At 72.7% G+C, this 18,223-nt stretch carries 15 protein-coding genes and 1 pseudogene; 7 read left to right on the top strand and 9 right to left on the bottom strand.

All coding sequences use genetic code 11. The features are described from left to right. The 8 genes and pseudogenes from ABZ883_RS28100 to ABZ883_RS28065 form a co-directional block, all read right to left on the bottom strand. Positions 1-483: a DUF6479 family protein gene (locus tag ABZ883_RS28100; RefSeq protein WP_360910860.1), complete on the bottom strand. Its 483-nt coding sequence runs from the start codon at positions 481-483 to the stop codon at positions 1-3. Positions 484-1,100: 617 nt separating this feature from the next. Next, positions 1,101-2,093, bottom strand: a complete 993-nt coding sequence (locus ABZ883_RS28095; protein ID WP_360910858.1) for a nucleoside triphosphate pyrophosphohydrolase — start codon at positions 2,091-2,093, stop codon at positions 1,101-1,103. Between the two features lie 29 nt (positions 2,094-2,122). After that, positions 2,123-2,764: a SurA N-terminal domain-containing protein gene (locus ABZ883_RS28090; RefSeq protein ID WP_360910856.1), complete on the bottom strand. Its 642-nt coding sequence runs from the start codon at positions 2,762-2,764 to the stop codon at positions 2,123-2,125. A 116-nt stretch (positions 2,765-2,880) separates the two neighbouring features. Further along, on the bottom strand, positions 2,881-3,075 hold the full coding sequence (locus ABZ883_RS28085; protein ID WP_360911027.1) for an excalibur calcium-binding domain-containing protein: 195 nt from the start codon (positions 3,073-3,075) through the stop codon (positions 2,881-2,883). Between the two features lie 18 nt (positions 3,076-3,093). Next, positions 3,094-3,690, bottom strand: a pseudogene (locus tag ABZ883_RS28080) (HNH endonuclease family protein); the annotation flags it as partial. Positions 3,691-3,852: 162 nt separating this feature from the next. Continuing rightward, entirely contained in the window at positions 3,853-4,686 is an 834-nt protein-coding gene (locus ABZ883_RS28075; protein ID WP_360910854.1) for a glycoside hydrolase domain-containing protein, read from the bottom strand. A gap of 118 nt (positions 4,687-4,804) precedes the next feature. Further along, a complete protein-coding gene (locus ABZ883_RS28070; protein ID WP_360910851.1) occupies positions 4,805-6,550 on the bottom strand; it encodes an insulinase family protein in 1,746 nt (581 codons plus the stop codon). A gap of 27 nt (positions 6,551-6,577) precedes the next feature. Next, the gene (locus tag ABZ883_RS28065) at positions 6,578-7,528 is read right to left on the bottom strand and encodes a hypothetical protein (protein WP_360910849.1); all 951 of its coding nucleotides are present in this window, start codon (positions 7,526-7,528) and stop codon (positions 6,578-6,580) included. Positions 7,529-7,709: 181 nt separating this feature from the next. Here ABZ883_RS28065 and ABZ883_RS28060 point away from each other — a divergent pair, with 181 nt between their 5' ends. After that, positions 7,710-8,153: a hypothetical protein gene (locus tag ABZ883_RS28060; RefSeq protein WP_360910847.1), complete on the top strand. Its 444-nt coding sequence runs from the start codon at positions 7,710-7,712 to the stop codon at positions 8,151-8,153. A 22-nt stretch (positions 8,154-8,175) separates the two neighbouring features. Here the strand turns inward: ABZ883_RS28060 and ABZ883_RS28055 are convergent, their stop codons facing one another. After that, entirely contained in the window at positions 8,176-8,916 is a 741-nt protein-coding gene (locus ABZ883_RS28055; protein WP_360910845.1) for a hypothetical protein, read from the bottom strand. A gap of 365 nt (positions 8,917-9,281) precedes the next feature. On the opposite strand from ABZ883_RS28055, the gene ABZ883_RS28050 reads away from it, so the two are divergent. From ABZ883_RS28050 to ABZ883_RS28025, 6 genes are all read left to right on the top strand, one after another. After that, on the top strand, positions 9,282-11,303 hold the full coding sequence (locus ABZ883_RS28050; protein WP_360910843.1) for an N-6 DNA methylase: 2,022 nt from the start codon (positions 9,282-9,284) through the stop codon (positions 11,301-11,303). Positions 11,304-11,400: 97 nt separating this feature from the next. Beyond that, positions 11,401-11,943, top strand: a complete 543-nt coding sequence (locus ABZ883_RS28045) for a hypothetical protein (RefSeq protein WP_360910841.1) — start codon at positions 11,401-11,403, stop codon at positions 11,941-11,943. Then, complete coding sequence (locus ABZ883_RS28040) at positions 11,940-13,478, top strand: serine/threonine-protein kinase (RefSeq protein ID WP_360910839.1); 1,539 nt, start codon at positions 11,940-11,942, stop codon at positions 13,476-13,478. Before ABZ883_RS28045 ends, ABZ883_RS28040 begins: the two co-directional genes overlap by 4 nt. A gap of 133 nt (positions 13,479-13,611) precedes the next feature. Next, a complete protein-coding gene (locus tag ABZ883_RS28035) occupies positions 13,612-14,883 on the top strand; it encodes a hypothetical protein (protein WP_360910837.1) in 1,272 nt (423 codons plus the stop codon). After that, positions 14,880-17,096, top strand: a complete 2,217-nt coding sequence (locus ABZ883_RS28030; protein ID WP_360910835.1) for a polysaccharide pyruvyl transferase family protein — start codon at positions 14,880-14,882, stop codon at positions 17,094-17,096. Before ABZ883_RS28035 ends, ABZ883_RS28030 begins: the two co-directional genes overlap by 4 nt. A 161-nt stretch (positions 17,097-17,257) precedes the next feature. Next, entirely contained in the window at positions 17,258-18,223 is a 966-nt protein-coding gene (locus ABZ883_RS28025) for a glycosyltransferase family 2 protein (protein WP_360910833.1), read from the top strand.

Genomic DNA, 18,223 nt, shown 5'->3' with positions numbered 1-18,223 from the left:
TCAGGGCTCTCTGCCCCGCTGGTCCCTGCCGTCGCCGTTGGCTGGCCCCGCGCCCCGGTCCGGCCCGGGCGCCCGGTTCCGGCTCGCGGCGTGGGCCTTGGGGACCGGCACGCCCTCCGGCGGGTCGGCGACCCCGTGGGAGCCCCAGTTGCCGAAGCCCTTGAGGGAGTGCGGAAGGTGACGGATGCCGTCCTGCGGCCACTCGTCGTAGTCGCGCCACTCGGTCAGGGGGTGCCGCTCACCGTCCTGGTGACCGGGGCCGTGGTCGGCCGGGGTCTCGCGGCCGTACTCCTGGCGCGTGTGCCACGCCCCGCCACGGGGCTGCGGCCGCTGCTCGGGAGGAGGCTCCTTGGACCGGTGGTAGAGGCCGATCGAGACGGCCCCGATCAGCAGGCCGACGAGGAAGATGCCCACGACCAGCGGGGCGATACCGACGAGGTAGTCGTGCGGCACGGCCAGCTGGATCTGCTCCAGTGCTCGCATGCCACCCATTTACCCTATTCGCCCGGTTTCACTCCCCGCCCTCCCGCCCGTGTGCCCGGCAAGGTCCGGGCGCCCCGACGCCAGTTGTTGGGGGGCCGGGTGCGGGCCCTCCGGGGCTGCCATTCTGGACAGCACATTTAGGTGCCTCAGGCACCCTCGGCTGCGCACTCCGGGTTGTGCACCCAAATATGCTCCACAGTCCAGAACGCCACCCTCCCCCAGCTACCGCTGGGAGGTGCCCCCACCTCCCCCGCCCCCTCCGTCTCGTCCCGCGCCTGATCCCCGGTGGGTGGTCAGAGACGGCACCGTGCTCGGGCACCCGTAGGCGCAGCGCCGGCCAAGTGCGCAGCCGTCACCGCCCACAGACACCCCACCGGCCGTCAGTCGCCCCAACGACCCCGGGAGGGGGTGCGCCGGGGTCCGCCCGCAGGCGACGAGCGGCGACCGCAGCACACAAATTGCTGGGGTAACCCGCGAGCGCCGTGGGGGTCCCCCCGGCCGAAGGTTGGGGGAGGACTCCGGAGCGGCGCCGACCCCCACAACGCACGCAGCGCGGGGCCCGCACTTACCGCGCCGGGCACTCGGGCGGGAGGGCGGGGAAAAACCCAAGAAAAAACCTAGGCGGTACGGGCGCGCTCCGCCGCGAGGATCGCGTCACGGTACCGGCGGGCGGCAGCCCGCAAGGCCGACTCGGGGTCGATCCCCGCCCCCTGCGCGGCCAGCGCCAACGCCAACAGCCGATCACCGGTGCCCGTGTCCGCCGCGTCCGCGTCCGGCACCGGCACGTCCAGGCCCGCCCGTTCCGCGCGAGCGCCGAGCTTGGCCGCCAGGGCCAGGGCGGGCTGGCCGAGCGGGACACCCTCCGTGACGGAGGTGCGCTGCTTCTCCTGCTCCTTCATCCGCAGCCAGTGGGCCTGGACCTCCTCCGGCGTCTCGGCGGTGTCGTCGCCGAAGACGTGCGGGTGGCGGTGGACGAGTTTGTCGACGATGGTCGCGGCGACGTCGTCGATGGAGAACGGCTCCTCGGGGTCGTCCTGGGCGATGCGGGCGTGGAAGACCACCTGGAGCAGCACGTCGCCGAGTTCCTCGCGCAGCGCGTCCCGGTCGCCCTCCTCGGCCGCCTCGACGAGTTCGTAGATCTCCTCGATGCCGTACTTCACCAGCTCCTGGCTGGTCTGCACGCTGCTCCAGGGGCATTCGCGGCGGATCCGGTCCATCACCTGGACCAGGTCGAGCAGCCGGGCGCCGGGCAGGTCGTACGAGCCGGGCAGCAGTTCCAGGTCGGGCATGTCCACCCGGCCCGAGCCACCGAGCCGGGCCAGTTCGTCGGTGACGGCCGCGTCGCCGTCGCCGCCGGTGAGGTAGACCACCGTGCGGCCGCCCCCGGTGAGGTCCACCAGGTCGCGGCCGGTGGGGGCGGCGTGCTCCACCGCGACGCCGGCCTCGCGCAGGTAGGGCAGCTGCGGGTGCCCGGGGTCGGGGCAGACGACCCGGTCGGCACCGCGCAGCAGCTCCCACGCCGGCCAGGACAGCAGGCCGGGGGCGACACGGTGGGTGGTGGTCAGCAGTACCAGGCGGCCCGGGCGGGCGGAGTCATCGGAGTGGTCCACCCGTCGAAACTACCTCGCCCGGGTGCGGCTCAGGCACCGGCCTCGGGGGCGCTCACCTCGGACAGCCACGGGTCCTTGGTGGTGTCGAGGGTGAGCTTCTGCGCGTTCCACTTGCCGTAGCGCGGGTTCACGTCGATGTCGAGCCGGTCGGCCGTGCGGCGCAGCACCGTGAGCAGGGTGGTCTGGCCCTCGGGGCTCTGCACGTTCGCGCCGTAGTGGGCGGCGACCTTCTGCATGAGCAGGTCGGTGCGGATGCTCTCGTCGATGTCGGCGGGGATCATCGCGTACGTCTGGAGGACCTGCGCCTCCAGTTGCTGCTTGCCGCCGGCCTGCATCTCGGCGGCGCGGCGGGCCTGCTGCACCTCGCGCGGGGTGACGGAGACCCCGGCGTCCTTGGCGGCGCGCTCGATGACGCGGGCCTGGACGAGGCTGTGCACGGTGTTGCGCTGGAGGTCGCTGCTGGCCTCGATGAGCTGGTCGGCCTGCGGCGACTTCTCCTGGGCGGCGCGTACTGCCGCGACCCTCGCCTGCACCGTGTTCACGGTGATCTGCCGGCCGCCGACGACGGCCGCGGCACCGGCGTGCGGTGTTCCGCAGGAGGTCAGGAGTGGCGCGGAGAACAGCACGGCGGCGGTGGCGAGGGCGGAGAGCGCAGTCCTGCGGCGGAGCATTTTGCCTCCCGGCAAGGGATCGGGCGACGGTGCACGATCTGGCAGATGCAGTGATCGAGGATATTGAGCGGGGGCCCGCAATATCCAGCACTCTGCACAAACGATGCCGGTGCCGGTCAGGTGTCGCAGGCGACTCCGTCGCCGTCGCGGTCCAGGGCGCCCGAGTAGCCGGGGTCGCCGCGGTGGAGCGGGGCGGCGCCCGCCTTCCGGGCCGCGGCGCAGTTCGGGTACGTGGTGGCGCCCGAACCGGGCTGGTCATCGCCGTTGCCGCCGTTGCCGCCGTCCTTGCCGGAGGGGGCCGCGGCGGGCACGTCGGGCTTGCCGGAGCCGGGCAGCGGCTCGTCCGGGCAGCTGCGCAGGACCTCGGTCATCGCGTCCTTCTCGGCGGCGGTGACCCACAGGCCGTACTTCTTCTTCACCGCCACCTGGCGGGCGACGTAGGGGCAGCGGAACGCCTTGTTGGGCGGCAGCCAGGTCGCCGCGTCGCCGTCGCCCTTGCCGCGGTTGGCGGGGCCGTCGACGGCGAGCAGGTTGAGCGGGTCGTTGGCGACCTGTATCCGCTTGTCGCGGTCCCAGTACTTGGCACCCTTCTGCCAGGCGTCGCTGAGCGCCACGACATGGTCGATGTCGACCGTGCTGCGGCCGCGGGTGAAGCTGATCCCCTTGCCGGTGTACGGGTCGTCGAGGCGGCCGGACGTGACGATGCAGTCGCCGCCGTTGTCGGACCGGAAGGACTCGCCGGTCAGGTCGCGCTGCAGTATGTCGTCGCGGGTGTCGCAGCCGTTGTGGTCGGTGTCCACCCAGGAGCTGCCGAACTGGTCGCGTGCGTAGCCGGTCTTGGGTGCGCGGCCCTTGACCGTCAGGTCGCCGACCGCCTTGAGTGCCGAGCCCGCGGGCGCCGGCGCGTCGCTGCCCTGTCCCGCGATGTCGTCGCCCGTGCAGCCGGCGGCGCCGAGGAGCACCGCGAGCAGCGCCGCTGCCGTTACCGCCGTTGAACCCGCCCTGGTTGTGACCACCTTGGCACTGTAGGGGGTGGGGGGCGCGGACCGGCAGGGGGCCTTCCGGTCCGCGGTCCGCGCCCCCGGCGGTCAGCCGGTGACGGCGACCGGGGCGTCCCAGTCGCTGCGGTCCACCGTGAGGGTCCAACCGCCGCGGGTCTCCTTGCTGTTGACCATGTACTGGTGGCCGCGGCGGTGCCCGGTCCACAGCGTCTTGGAGAACGGCCAGTCGGCGGTCGTCGTCTTCACCTGGTCCCACAGGGCGTACCAGAGGGCGTCGGGGAGCTCGGTGCGGTCCTTGGCACCTGCCACGGCGGCGGCGCTGCTGCTCTTGAAGCCGTAGAAGCCGGCCCAGTAGTTCTTGGCGTGGACGGTCTTGTCCCAGGCGCGGATGTACGTGAGCACCGCGGTGTTGCAGGCGGTGTTCGTGATGTCGTAGGACTCCATGTCCAGGTAGAGGGTGCTGCCGGTCTTCATGCCGAGCGCCGAGGCCTTCGCCACGGCGTCCGCGCCGTCGGTGGCGCCGAGCGAGGCGGCCGTGGCGGCGGTCAGCTTCTCCGGGTTGCGGCTGGTCTGGCACGGCGGCTGCGCGCCGACGTACAGCGGGATCAGCTTCCAGCCGGACGCGCTCACGGCCTTGACCCAGGACGCGGTCAGGTTCGGCTGCGCGCAGCCGCGGTTCTTGCCGCCCACGTAGACGGCGGCGGCGCCGTAGAAGTTGGCGGACTTCCACGCCTTCATCGCCGCCGAGGAGGGCGCGGTGCAGGTGTCGAACGCCCGGCCCGTATACACCTTGGGCGCGGGTCGGGACACGGTGGTCGCCATCGAGGCCTCCGCCGCGACTCCGGCGCCCGCCAGCACGGCGACACCCGCCACCGCCCAGGCGATGTAACGACGCTTCTTCGACATCCGGTGACCGGACATCCCCACCCCATTCGTTGTTGACTGCTCGATGACATGCGGAGTCACCGGCCGCCCCGCCGGGCCGCGCTCCGTCCGCCGTCGGCGGGTGCGCGGGCCTCCGTGGGCGGGGCGGCCGGCATCATATCCGTCGCGTGGTGCGCCGACGGATCCGCAGGACGGGCCAGAGCAGCAGTGCGCTGACGGCCCACAGGAACACCGCGACAGTGATCCACTCGCCGGTGCCGGTCTCCGGGTCGTCGGCGCCGAAGACCGTGTACGCGAGGGCCACAAAGGCGAAGAAGCCGCCCAGCAGCCCGAAGAGGACCATCGCCACCGACTGGAGCCCGGTGCGCCGGGTGCGGGCGGCACCCGCCGGCGTGACGGCAGGAGCGGAGTCGCCGGTCCCGGCCGCCTCCCGTCGCGGTGGCGGCTGCCGGGGCGGCATCTGCACCACCGCCGCCGGTGGCACCGCGGCGTCGATGACGGCGACGGTGTGCGCGTCGATGCCGTACGGGCCCGGTTCCACCTCGACCGTGATGCCGTCGGTGCCGATGAGCCGGCGGCCGCCGTCCGGCCAGCTCAGCATGGCGGCGCAGGAACGGTAGAGCACGGTCACCGCACGTTCTGTCCCGGCGGTCCCGGCGGCAGGGCGTTCCGTCAGGCTGACGCCGTCGTCGCCCACGACCAACTCCGGGGCGTCCTTGCGGTTCTGGGTGAAACGCCGCCCGGTGACCGCGTACGGCGACCTGACCGGCGCCGCCGTGTACCCGGCCCAGTCCGCCGAGTGCCGCGCGGGCACCTGCATGAGGGCGGTTCCCTCGGCCTCCAGGGCCACCGCGTGCAGATGTGCGGGCGCGGTCGCCCACAGTTCGGAACGCAGTTCCTCCGACGTGCGCGGGAGGTGTCCGGCGAGCAGTTCCTCGGCCATGCCGGGCAGCCGGCGCACCACCGCGTCGTGTGCGGTCAGGGCCGCGTCGGCGCGGCCGCGCACCGCGTCGAGGTCGGCCTGGGCTATCCGGCCCGCCCGCAGTCCCGCGAGGACGTCGACGAATCCGCCGAGGACCGCGTCCTGCTTGGCGGGCAGGGCGTCCGCGAAGGCGGTCACCAGGGCGAACCCGTCGCGGCGCGAGGTGTGGTCGGCCGCCGTGGTGTACGAGTAGCCGCCCTCCTGCCGCAGGGCGCGGGACAGTTCGCGCTCGAGGACGGCCGCGTACAGCCGGGCGGCGGTGGTGTCGGTGACCACGGCGTCCATCAGGACCCCGCCGGTCCCGTCGGAGAAGTAGGCCGGAGCGACGGGCAGTGCGGAGGTCACCGCCGGCATCGGCCTGCGGTCCCCGCCGGGCAGTTCGAGCGACAGTCCGGCGGGCAGCCGCTCGCCGGCGATCCACAGCGTGGCGTTGCCCCGGGTGAACCAGGTCCGCGCCCACTGCCACACGTCCTGGGCACTCGCGTTCCGCACACCCCACTCGGGGTAGCTGACCAGGCCGTACCCCTGCGCTCCGTAACGCCACAGCGGGAGCTGGCCGGGTTCGCGGCGCGACTCCTCGGTCCGCAGGATCTCCTTCTCCGTCTCCAGCCGGTCCATGGGCAGGTCGACGAGGGAGGCGCAGACACCGGTGAGGTGGGCGACGATCTCGTGCTCGGCGCCTTCCGCGTGGAAGTGGGTGAACGCCGCCTTGGTCGCCCCGTTGAAGTGGTAGTCGGCCAGGCCCTGGCGGTGCAGGGCCAGATGCTCGGTCAGGTGCGTCAGGCCCGCCCGCCCGAGCGTCTCGTCGGCGGCACCGACACGGAAGACCAGCCCCGCGCGCATCGGCCCGGCGGCGTAGGTGAAGAGGGTGGGTATGCCGTCGACCTCGGTGTGGTGGACGGCGGCCTGCTGGTTCATCTCAGGTCTCTGTTCGGCATGGGCGGGTCATCCTCTGGCGAGAACCGCGTTGCGGTGTCGGACGTAGACGTCGGCGGGCTCACCGAGGTAGCTCCACGGGAACTCGGATGCCAGGTTGCCCAGCGCGCGGAAGTGGGCGGCGGCCCGGGCGGTGTCGCCGATCAGTGAGAACAGGGCCGCGAAGGAGCCCTGGACGACGACCCACCCGTGGTCGCGCCGGAACCGCGGATGGGACACGGACCGCTCGGCGGCCTCGATGAGTTCGGGGTGGACGTGCGGCCGGCGCAGGTACTCGGCCCGGTCGCGGTCGGAGTCCAGAGCGCTCCAGTGCTCGAGGTGTGCCTCGGCCACCAGCCCCGCGTTCAGCGTCGCTTCGGGGGCGCCCTGCATGCACTCCCGGGCGAACGCGTGGGCGGCCTCCCAGCTCCCGCTCCACTTGGGGCACAGCTGCTGGAGGAGCCGTGCCTGGCCCGTGAAGTGGTGCGGGTGGTACCTCGCCAGCCGTTCGTAGCGGCGGCGTGCCTCGTTCTGCCCGAGCTGGAGTCCTCTGGCCGTGTTGAGCCGCTCCGCCCAGGCCGTGCCGCAGGACGGGTCGAGGGCGGTGGCCCGGATCAGCAGTTGTTCCGCCGTCCGCAGGTGTGCGTGAAACGCCGCGAACTGCTCCCTGCTCACGCTCTGCGCCCGCTTGGCGGTCCGGATCTCCCAGCCGAGTTGGACTTCACGGGCACCGAGGACGGTGAGGGCGAAGACGTCCTCCGGAGCCGCCGCGACCATCGTGCGCAGGACGTGCTCGACGCCCGGCACTTCGGCCACGGTGCGGACGGCGTAGGCGCGGCCGGTCCCCTCGGGCAGCCCGTGGACATACCCGCGCAGCGCCTCCATGTCGGCAGCGGCGGCTGCCTGGCGGAGCCACGCGACTTCGGGATGGGCGGACGCCTCCTCGAAATCCGGGGGAGGCAGGGAAGAAACAAGCGACATACGCGGATCCTAAGCGAACCTTGCGGGAATCGACCGACCGGGAAATCGGCCGCACCCCACCCGACTTGACGTGAATTTGATTGTCTCCATACCGGACCATCGGCTTCCGTCCACGAAAACCGCATAATCTCCGTCCGGCACTCGCCGCACACAGCCCGTCCCCCTCGCCAGGAAGTCAGCCATGGCACTCAACGCCCGCCGCAATCGCCAACTGCTCGAAGCCCTCGCCCCCTTGCTCCTCCAGGGCGAGCAGGTGGAGCTGACCTCGCTGGCCGCTGTCGGCACGGTCTCGGTCCGCAAGCAGGTCCTCACCGCCGCAGTGGTCGGTGTGCTCAGCGCCGGCACGGTGATGGCCACGGTCACCCCCCGCCCCCTGTACATCGCGCTGACCGACCGCCGCGTGCTCTTCTTCGACGGAAATCGGGGCGGCAAGCCGGGCAAGCTCATGCTGAATCTGCCCCGGCCCTACGTGTCCGCGGGCAATTCGAAGAAGGCATTTCTCGGCCTCCAATACGCCACCCGCCTCTCGGTGACCGGCCAGGAACAGGGTCTCAAGGTGACCTTCCCCGTGCAGCACCGGTCGGACGGTCCCCGGTTCGCCTCGGCCTTTCCGGTGACGCACTGACGCAATTCCCGGCGGCGGCCGGTCAGTTGCCCATCTTGTCGATGTCGACGACGTCCTTGGCGGCGGGCACCTCGACGGCCGCCGCCTTGTCGAAGTCGGTGAAGCGCACGGTGCCGGGCTCCTTGCCGCCCTTGGTGACGACCTTGAGGATGTAGGGCTTGCCCTGGGTGGCCACGTAGGCGGTGATCGTCTCGGCACCGTCCTTGCCGGTGATCGGCAGGGCGGGGATGCCGTCGACGGTGGTGGGCTTGCCCTTGGTTCCGTCGTCGTCGCCGTCCTCCTCCTTGTCGAGTTCGGTGAGGAACGCCTTCAGGTCGCAGGCCTGGAGGAACTCCTTGGAGTCCGGGCCGGAGGCGCTCGTCTTCATCCAGCGCTTCCCGATGACGCTCTGGGCGGCCTTGCCGTCCGAGCCCTGGGACGACCAGAAGGCGTCGTCGCCCTTCATGTAGAGGAAGGCGCCGGACTTCAGCAGGCGGACGTTGCCGCCCTCCATCGTGAGGTTGCCCTGGCAGTCGCCGGTGCGGGTCATGGTCATGTGGTACTTCATCGGCTGCCCGTCGGTGATGCCGTCGAGGTCGACGGTCATCGCGGAGGCGGACTTCATGGCGGCCAGGGCCTTGGTCCCGATCTCGGCGGCGGGCCGGTCGGCCAGGGCTGTCGACGCGGGCTCGGCCTTGCCGACGCCGAGCGGGCCGCAGGCGGCGAGGGCGAGGGCGGCGGTGGAGCAGCCGAGCGCGGTGAGGGCAACGCGGACGGTGGTCATGTGGGTCTCCCCTGGGTGAGTCGCGCGGGCGTGGTCGGCCCGTCTTCTTCCGGTCGCCACAGCCGCCGGCGCCGAAGGAGGCGTCCTGGGCGGTGAGCGTCGCGCCGGCGGTGCCGCCGGCGTTGTCGTTCGCGCAGATCGGGATCGAGTTCACGGAGTGCCCGCGCCCCCCCTGACCGCTCGTACGGCGGCGGTCGCAGTTGCGGGCACTCCGTGAACCGATGGGTCAATCACAGCATGTCCTGTGAACCGAGTCAACATGGATTCTCGATTCACGTGACTTCACGCTGTGAAGGGTCGGAACGAGCGTTCATCGGTATGCTCGGGGCCACCATCGAGACCCGCGTGGGAGGGGATCCAGCCAGGTGCCGGAGAACGCAGCAGAAGTTACCGCCGCCGGCATCGCGCGACTGGCCGGTGTGGGACGCGCCGCCGTGAGCAACTGGCGCCGCCGGCACGCCGACTTCCCCAAACCGGTGGGCGGCACCGACACCAGCCCGGCCTTCGCCCTCGCCGAGGTCGAGCAGTGGCTGCGCGACCAGGGCAAACTCGCCGAGGTCCCGCTGCGTGAACGCGTCTGGCAGCGCGCCGAGGCCCACCCCGCGGGCGCCGCGACCGCCCTGCGGCAGGCGGGTGCCGTCCTGCTGCTCGTCCGTGACGACCCCGGTGCATGGCGGCACCCGGAGCCCGACGCGCTCGCCCGCGCCGCACGGGAGCTGCTGGAGCGGCGCTTCGGCGGGCGCTTCCCCCTGGGGGCGCCGGTGGACCCGGCCCTGCTGCGCGGCGCGGCCGGCCTCGCCGCCGAACTGGGCCCGCGCCAGGCCTACGAGTTCCTGCTCGGCCGCCACCTGGACGCCAACCCGCGGCAGTACACACTCACCCCGGCCGCCCCCGCCGAACTGATGGCGGCGCTCGCCGGACCCGCCCGCAGCGTGCTGGACCCCGCCTGCGGCACCGGCACGCTGCTGCGCGCCGCGGAGGCGCCCCACGAGGTGCGCGGGCAGGAGGCCGACCCCGACCTCGCCGCGCTCGCCGCGCTGCGGCTGGCCCTGCACGCCGACCCCGCGGCCGAGGTCGAGGTGGCCGCCGGGGACAGCCTCCGCGAGGACGCCTTCCCGGGCCTCGCCGCCGACGCCGTGCTGTGCCACCCGCCCTTCAACGAGCGCAACTGGGGCCACGAGGACCTGGCCTACGACCCCCGCTGGGAGTACGGCTTCCCGGCCCGCACCGAGTCCGAACTCGCCTGGGTGCAGCACTGCCTGGCCCGCGTGCGCGACGGCGGCACCGTGGTGCTCCTGATGCCGCCGGCCGCCGCGTCCCGCCGCTCCGGGCGCCGGGTCCGTGCCGACCTGCTGCGGCGCGGCGCGCTGCGCGCCGTGATCGCGCTGCCCGCGGGCGCCGCGCCCCCGTACGGCATCCCGCTGCACCTGTGGGTCCTGCGCAGGCCGCGGGACGGCGCCCCGCCGTCGCCGCACCTGCTGCTGGTCGACACCGCGCAGGCACAGGGCGGGGCGGCACCCGGCGGCGAGAAGGTGCCCTGGCAGACGGTGCGCGCCACCGTGCTGGACGCGTGGACCGCCTTCGACCGGCACGGGGCGGCCGGCCCGGGCGCCGACCGGCCGGGCGTCAGCCGCGCCCTGCCGGTCATCGACCTCCTCGACGACGACGTGGACCTGGCCCCCGCGCGCCATCTCCCGCCCCCGGCCGCCGGTGCCGGCGCGTCCGAACTCACCGATGTACGGGACCTGCTGACGGCCACCTTGCGCCGCACCTGCGAACTCGCCCCGGAACCCGCCCGGTCCGCGCCGCCCGCCCGGTGGCCGCTGACCACGGTCGGCGAACTGGCCCGGGCCGGCGCCCTGGTGCTGCGCGCGGGCGGCCAGGGCAGCTCCGGCCCCGGCGGGGGCCCCGCCGTGCTCACCGAGCACGACGTCCTGGCGGGCACCGGCCCGACCGGCACCCTGCCCGAGGGCCCGCGGGAGGACGTGCCGGTGCTGGTCGAGGAGGGCGACGTGGTCGTCCCGGTCCTGGGCCGCGGCGCGGCCGCGCGGGTCGTCGACGCCGCCACCGCGGGCGCCGCCCTCGGCCGCAACCTGCACCTGCTGCGCCCCGACCCCGCCGCCGTGGACCCGTGGTTCCTCGCCGGCTTCCTGCGCGGCACCGCCAACAACCGCCAGGCCAGCAGTTACGCGTCCACCGCGACCCGGCTCGACGTGCGCAGGCTCCAGGTCCCCCGGCTGCCACCGGCCGACCAGCGGCGCTACGGGGAGCGCTTCCGGACGCTGGCCGTCTTCGAGGAGACGCTGCGCCTGGCCGGGCAGTTGGGGGAGCAACTGGTGCAGGGTCTGTACGACGGCTTGACGGACGGCACCGTACGGCCCGAATAGTTGGGGGATCGGGTGAACGAGTGCCCGCTGCTGCCGATACGCTCGCGATGCCACCCGCAGCTGTCCCGTACGCATGTCCAGGAATCCAGGAGCAGTGTTGAACGGCCCCGGCCCGGTCCCGCCGCCCCCTGCCGCGCAGTCCGGGGGCACCGCAGTGGCGCTGCGTGCCACTTTCCTCGTGCTGACGGCGCTGAGCTGCGGTTTCCTGTCCTGCCTGCCGCTGCTGCACCTCGCGGTGCAGCGCCGCAGGGCACTGGACTGGGTGCTGTTCTGGACCGGTACGGCGGTGACCGTCGCGGCCTTCGCCACCATCGGCACGCTGCCGGAGTCGAACCACTGGACGGACGCGGCGCTGATCGTCGTCATCTGCATGGTCCCGCTGGTCGGCGTCCACTACCTCGTGGCCGACATGGCCCTGCACCGCAAGCAGGCGCTGCCCGGGTACCCGCCGTACGCGGCGACGGTCCCCTACCCCCCGCAGCAGCCGGGGCCCGGCGGCTACAACCCGTACAGCTCCGTCCCCACGCCCCCGCCGGCGCAGCAGCCGCCGGTCGCGCCGCACCCGCCGCGCCTCAACCAGGTGCGCGCCGAACTGGACGAACTCAGTGACCTGCTGCGCAAGCAGGAGGACCAGGGGTGAACGGACGGATCGTCGCCGGCCGTTACGAGCTGGCCACGGTCCTCGGCCAGGGCGGCATGGGCCAGGTGTGGACCGCGTACGACCGCCGGCTGGACCGGCGGGTCGCGGTCAAGCTGCTGCGCCCCGACAAGGTCGCGGGCGCGGCCGACGCCGAGGAGCTGCGCCGGCGGTTCCTGCGCGAGTGCCGGGTCACCGCCCAGGTCGACCACCCCGGTCTGGTCACCGTCCACGACGCCGGCAGCGACACCGACGAGCTCTACTTCGTCATGCAGTACGTGGAGGGCGCCGACCTCGCCGACCACCTCGCCGAGCACGACCCGTACCCCTGGCCGTGGGCGGTCGCCGTCGCCGCGCAGTTGTGCGCGGTGCTGTCGGCCGTGCACGCGGTGCCGATCGTGCACCGCGACCTCAAACCGCGCAATGTGATGGTGCGCCCGGACGGCTCGGTCGTCGTCCTGGACCTGGGCGTCGCCTCCGTCCTGGACACCGACACGACACGTCTCACCCACACCGGCACGCCCATCGGCACCCCCGCCTACATGGCCCCGGAACAGGCGATGAGCGGCGCCGTGGGGCCGCGCACCGACCTGTACGCGCTCGGAGTGCTGCTGCACGAACTCCTCAGCGGCACGGTGCCCTTCGCCGGGTCCACCGCCCTCGGCGTGCTCCACCGCCATCTGTACGAACAGCCGGTCCCGCTGCGCCAGGTCCGCCCGGAGGTGCCCGAGCCGCTGGAGGCGCTGGTGCTGCGGCTGCTCGCCAAGGACCCCCAGCACCGCCCGGCGGACGCGCAGGAGACCTACCGCCAGCTCGCGCCGCTGCTGCCGGTACCCGGCTCCGCCCACCACAGCCCCGGCCCGATGGACCCCACCCGCCCCTTCCTGCGCCCGCACGCGCCCTGGCCGGACCGGGCGGCGGTGCCGCCGCAGCCCTCCGCGGTGCCGCCCGTGCCCGCGGCGGCCCCGGCGACCGGCGCGCACGGCATCGCCGAGGCGGTCGACGAGGTCAAACGGCTGCTGGACGCGGGCCGCATCACGCAGGCCGTCGACATCCTGGGCGGCGTGCTGCCCGCCGCGGCCGAGAAGCACGGCGCGCACTCCCCCGTCGTACGCATGCTGCGCAAGCAGTACGCGGCCACGCTGATGGAGGACGGCCAGTACCGCCGCGCGCTGCCGGAGTTGCGCCGGCTCGCGGACGAGCTCGCCGCGGAGTCGGGTCCCTCGGGGCGGCAGTCGCTCCAGTACCGCTACGAGGCGGCGCAGTGCCTGGAGCAGCTCGGCGAGGCCCCCGCGGCGCTGGCCGAGTACCGCGCGCTGCTGCCCTCCTTCGAGCAGTACCGCGCGACCGACCCGGAGCTGCCGCTGGAGGTGCGGCGGCGCATCGGCCACCTGCTGCTGTCGATGGGCGACCGGATCGGCGCCCACGACGTGCTGTCCCGGCTGCTCTACGACTCCGACCGCGTGCACGGCCCACGCCACCCGCTCTCGGTGGAGCTGCGGCGGACGCTCAGCTGGCTGGGCCAGGTCGGCCGATGAGAGCGCCGCGCGCCCCCGGACGGGGTGAGCGCCGACTGGCGAGGGAATCTTGGCCAAAGGTTCACCTGGATGTTGCTCGCACAATGGAGTGGTGGGGCACAGTCGGCGCTCGATCACAGAACGGTGAAATCACATGACCAACGCGTTGGCGGGGTTGTTCAAGTCGAGGCACAAGGACGCCGCCAGGTCCGAATTGCTCGGCCGGAGCGTGCGGTCGTGCGCGCAGTACCTCGCCGAACACGGAGAGCCGCAGAGCCGGCAGCAGGCCCGGCTCGCCGCCGCCGTCGGCACTCTGGTCACGGCGCACAGCGCCCAGGTCACCGACGGCGCTCCCACCGATGAGGCCTTCGACGCGCTGCTGCGGACCGGATCCCGCGCCCTCGAGGTCGGCACCCCCCACGCGCTGCGGCTCGCCCTGGATCTCGGGGAGTCGGCCACCACGCTGCGGCGGCGCTCCAAGGGAGCCTGGCTGCTGCTCGGCCGCGCCCTGGACGGCCTGGGCCGCGGCGACGAGGCGATCACCGCGTACGAGTCGCACCTCGGCCTGCAGACCAATCCCGGAGCAGCCCCCGACGTCACCAGACGCGTGCGGACCCTGAGGGAGCAGCGGGCCTGTCTGGACGAGGCGGCCGGCCTGCTCCCCGGTGAGGACGCCGCCGCGCTGCGGGAGTCCCGCCCCGTACCGGAGGCGCAGTCGGACCTCGCGGCGTACACACGGTCCCGCATCGCCTCGCACGGTGCGGACGACCCCTCGGTGCGGCGTCTGGCGGAGCTGTACGCCACGCATCGACGCCTCACCGAGCGGGGCAGGGTCTCCGACCCGCTGCTCGCCGGCGCGCAGCCCTTGGACGTCACCGGGCTGCGCCGGCTGGTCGCGGGGCGGACCGTGTGCGTGGTCGCGGGTGCCAAGGAGGTGGCCGCGAGCGGCCTGGGGGCCGGCATCGACGGCTATGACCTGGTCGTCCGTTGCGACGGCCTGCGACTGCGGGCCGAAGGCACCGGCAGCCGGACCGACCTGCACGCCGTCACCCTGCGGGGCGACGCACCGTGGGACGCCCCGGCCTGGCAGGACCGCACGGGCATCCGGTTGGTGTACGGCGACTCACCGGGCGACTGGCGCCGGGCGAGCAGGCAGCGCCTCGTCCCGGGGGCGCAGGAGCACTTCGGGGACGTCTCCTTGCGCCGGCCCCTCGGCGACCCCGCGCTGCTGGGCGAGTCCGGCTGGGGCGGTGAGACCACCACCGCGTTCACGACGATCCGGCTGCTGGACTTCCTCGACGTCAGTCCGCGCCTGGATCTCATCGGCCTCGGGCTGCCCGGCCAGCTGCGGCCGAAGGAGAAGGAGTGGGTCACGGCCCACGCGACGAATGTGGACGACAGCAAGATGAGGATCGCCCTGCGATGACCCGATCCGCCGACGACAGGCGCACGGTGACCGGCAAGCGCCGGATCGCCTTCGCCGTGCACACCGACAGCGACCGGCTGCCCGGCCTCTCCCTGCTGGTGCGCAGCCTGGCCCTGACCAATCCGGACGTGTGCGAGGACCTCGTCGTCCTGCACCCCGGGCTGCCCGACAGCGCCTTCGACGCGGTGCGCCGGCTGCATCCGCGGGTACTGCCACGCGTCGCGAAGAGCCGCATGGACGTCTTCCGGCTGCGCGAGTACGACACCGTGGTCGCCCTCGGCCCGGACATGGTCGTCCTGGGTGACATCGGTGAGCTGCTGCGCATACGGACGGGGGTGGCAGCGAGCCCGCAGCCCGGTCCCGGTTCGCGGTCCGCGCAGGACCGGGCGGTCCTGCGGGACGGGCTCCTGGTGATCCAGAACGCGGACGTCGAGGAGTCGGTCGCGGACCGGCTCGCCGAGTCCGCCGCGGAGGACGCCGATCTGCGCCCCGCGCTCGCCGACGTCCTCGTCCCGGTCGGATCGCGCTACGACTTCCTCGCCCAGCGGCTGTACGACGACATCACCGTGCCGGACACCGTCACGGTCCTGCGTTTCGCGGACGGCTCCGACGTACCCGACGGCTCTCCCGCCGCCGAGGCCCGGCGCCGTTTCGACATGGACGACGAGGCCTTCCGCTCGGCCTACTGCGCCCTGCCGGGTGGCAAGCACCCCGAGCTGCTCGTGCACTGCGCCGTGCCGCTGCTCGAAACCCGCGTCAGCCTGGACCTGGCCCGTTCCGTCGCCGACGTGTACCGCCAGCAGGGCCGCTACGACGAGGCCGTCGCCCTGCTCGGTCCCGTCGTGGGGGACCGTCCGGACGCGCCGCGCTGCCACGAGACGCTGGGTGTCTGCCTGATGGCGGTCTCCCGCTACGACGAGGCCGAGACCCACCTGCTGCTGGCCTCGGCGTCGCCCGACGCCGCTCCGCGCGCGTTCGCCCAGCTCGCCCGCCTGGCGTGGCTGCGCGGGCAGGAGGACGCCGCGCACGCCTACGCGCGGGAAGGCCTCGACGCTGACCCGACCGACATCGGCTGCCGCAGCTGGTACGTGCGGACCCTCCCCGGCGCCGCGCCGGAGAGCACGGACACCTTCGCACCCGCAGAGCAACTGGCCCACGTGGCGCTGTTCGCCGACGGCAACGAGAACGCCGGCGACAAGGTGCTGCCCGAGGCCGTGCGCATGTGCTTCGACACCGATCCGCACCGCTGGTACGGGCAGCCGGTGCACCGGCTGGTCGACGACGCGGCGGTGGAGCAGTTGAACGCCCGGCGCGGGGTGATCGTGGGCGGCGGCGGCCTCTTCCTGCCGGACACCTCCCCGAACGGCAACAGCCACTGGCAGTGGAACATCCCCGACGAGGCCCTGGAGCGGATCACCGCACCGCTGGCGATCTTCGCTGTGGGCTACAACGTGTTCGACGGGCAGAACTACCGCCGGCAGCGCTTCGCCGAGAGCCTGCGGGCGCTGGTGGAGCGTTCGGCGTTCTTCGGACTGCGCAATCACGGGTCCGTCGAACGGGTCCGCGAACTGCTCCCCGCCGATCTGCGGGAACGCGTGCGCTACCAGCCGTGTCCGACCACGGTGGCACGTCACCTCGTGAAGGACTGGCAGGATCCGGCCGAACGCACCGACACGGTGCTGGTCAACTGCGCGTTCGACCGTGCCGGACTGCGCTTCGGCCACGACTACGGACACTTCCTCGCGCAGATGGCCGACGCGCTGCGCCGTCTCGGCGAGCGCGCGGACGTCCGGTACGCGGCCCACATGCCCGCCGACGAGAGGTTCGTGCACGACCTGCGCCGGGAGCACGGGCTGACGCTTCCCGTCGAGCCGCTGTACATCATGACCAATGACGAGATCCGCGACATCTACCGGCGGACGAAACTCGTGATCGGCATGCGCGGCCACGCGGGGATGATCCCCTTCGGCTGCGGGACGCCGATCATCAGCCTCGTGTCCCACCCCAAGCTCGCGTACTTCCTCCTGGACATCGAGCGCCCCGACTGGGGCCTGTCGGTGCACGACCGCGACCTCGGGTCACGACTCGCCGAGCGGGCCGCCGGTATGCTCGACGACCACGCCGCGAGCGTGGCCGATGTCCACAACCGGCAGGAATTCCTGTGGAAGATCACCCGCGCCAATCTGGACGAGCTCCGCGGGATCCTCGCCTGACCACCGCCGTAACGCCCGCCGCGACCCGTGTCGCGGCGGGCGCGTAACCAAGAGTTCAACTGTGGTACGTCCCGACTTCACCATGGTGCAGGCGGGGCGACACCCCCCCTGCCGAGGGTTGGGCTCTTCTCGTATTCTGCCGCCGAACGTGAGAGGCCCGCGTGCCGAAACTTTCCGTTGTCGTACCTATGCACAACGTGGAGGCATTTGCCGAGAGCACACTGAGAAGTCTCGCCTTCAACGCCGATCCCGACTTCGAATTCGTGCTCATCGACGACTGCTCGACGGACTCCACACCGAAGATCATGGACAAGTGGGCGGAAAAGCTCCCCCATTCCGTGGTCGTACGCCACGAGAAGAATGTAGGCATTGCGGCGGCGAGGAACAGCGGCATCGAGGCCGCCACGGGTGACTACCTCACGTTCCTCGACGGCGACGACTGGTACGGGCCGGGCCATCTGCAGGAGCTCGTCCGCGCCGTGATCGAGCTGGACTGCGACTTCGCCCGCACCGACCACGTGCAGGCCACCGGCACGGAGCGGGTGATCCGCCGGGCGCCGGCCAGGCTGCGCAACGCGGTGATGGACCCTCGCGACGGCATCGCGCCGGCCGAGATGGAGACCATGGTCGACTACCCCTTCGTCTGGGCCGGCATCTACCGCCGGAACCTCTTCGAGAACGGGGAGATGCGGTACGCCACGGAGCTGCGCACGGCCGAGGACCGGCTGTGGATATGGCGGCTGCACCTGCGGGCCAAGTCGTACGCGTCCCTCGGGCTGCACGGGGTGTTCTATCGGCGCGGAGTCGCCACGTCCCTCACCCAGATCAAGGACGACCGCCAGCTGGACTTCATACCCGCGTACGACTCCCTGCTCCGCTACGTGCAGGCGGACGAGGAGTCCGAGCGGTTCATGCCCAAGGCGGTGCGGACCTACTGCGCGATGATCGCCTTCCACATCGCCAAGGCGAAGGAGTACGAGCCCTCCGCCGCCCAGCGCCTGCGCCGCGAGTCGGCCGCCGCGCTGCGCCGCATGCCCGAGAAGGTGCTCGAGGAGACCCTCGCGTCGATCGACAGGAACCGGAGCAGGCTGCTCGGCCGCCTGCTCGACGGGCGGAAGGCTGCCTGA

Origin of the sequence: Streptomyces sp. NPDC046977, assembly GCF_040644455.1 — a bacterium.
In the GTDB taxonomy this organism is placed as follows: domain Bacteria; phylum Actinomycetota; class Actinomycetes; order Streptomycetales; family Streptomycetaceae; genus Actinacidiphila.
This window is presented reverse-complemented; position numbering and strand designations above follow the sequence as displayed.

Coding starts and splice junctions, on each gene's coding strand:
- ABZ883_RS28075 (WP_360910854.1), bottom strand. CDS start 4,686: ATGTCCGGTCACCGGATGTCGAAGAAGCGTCGTTACATCGCCTGGGCG.
- ABZ883_RS28065 (WP_360910849.1), bottom strand. CDS start 7,528: ATGTCGCTTGTTTCTTCCCTGCCTCCCCCGGATTTCGAGGAGGCGTCC.
- ABZ883_RS28070 (WP_360910851.1), bottom strand. CDS start 6,550: ATGAACCAGCAGGCCGCCGTCCACCACACCGAGGTCGACGGCATACCC.
- ABZ883_RS28060 (WP_360910847.1), top strand. CDS start 7,710: ATGGCACTCAACGCCCGCCGCAATCGCCAACTGCTCGAAGCCCTCGCC.
- ABZ883_RS28035 (WP_360910837.1), top strand. CDS start 13,612: ATGACCAACGCGTTGGCGGGGTTGTTCAAGTCGAGGCACAAGGACGCC.
- ABZ883_RS28090 (WP_360910856.1), bottom strand. CDS start 2,764: ATGCTCCGCCGCAGGACTGCGCTCTCCGCCCTCGCCACCGCCGCCGTG.
- ABZ883_RS28100 (WP_360910860.1), bottom strand. CDS start 483: ATGCGAGCACTGGAGCAGATCCAGCTGGCCGTGCCGCACGACTACCTC.
- ABZ883_RS28055 (WP_360910845.1), bottom strand. CDS start 8,916: ATGACCACCGTCCGCGTTGCCCTCACCGCGCTCGGCTGCTCCACCGCC.
- ABZ883_RS28030 (WP_360910835.1), top strand. CDS start 14,880: ATGACCCGATCCGCCGACGACAGGCGCACGGTGACCGGCAAGCGCCGG.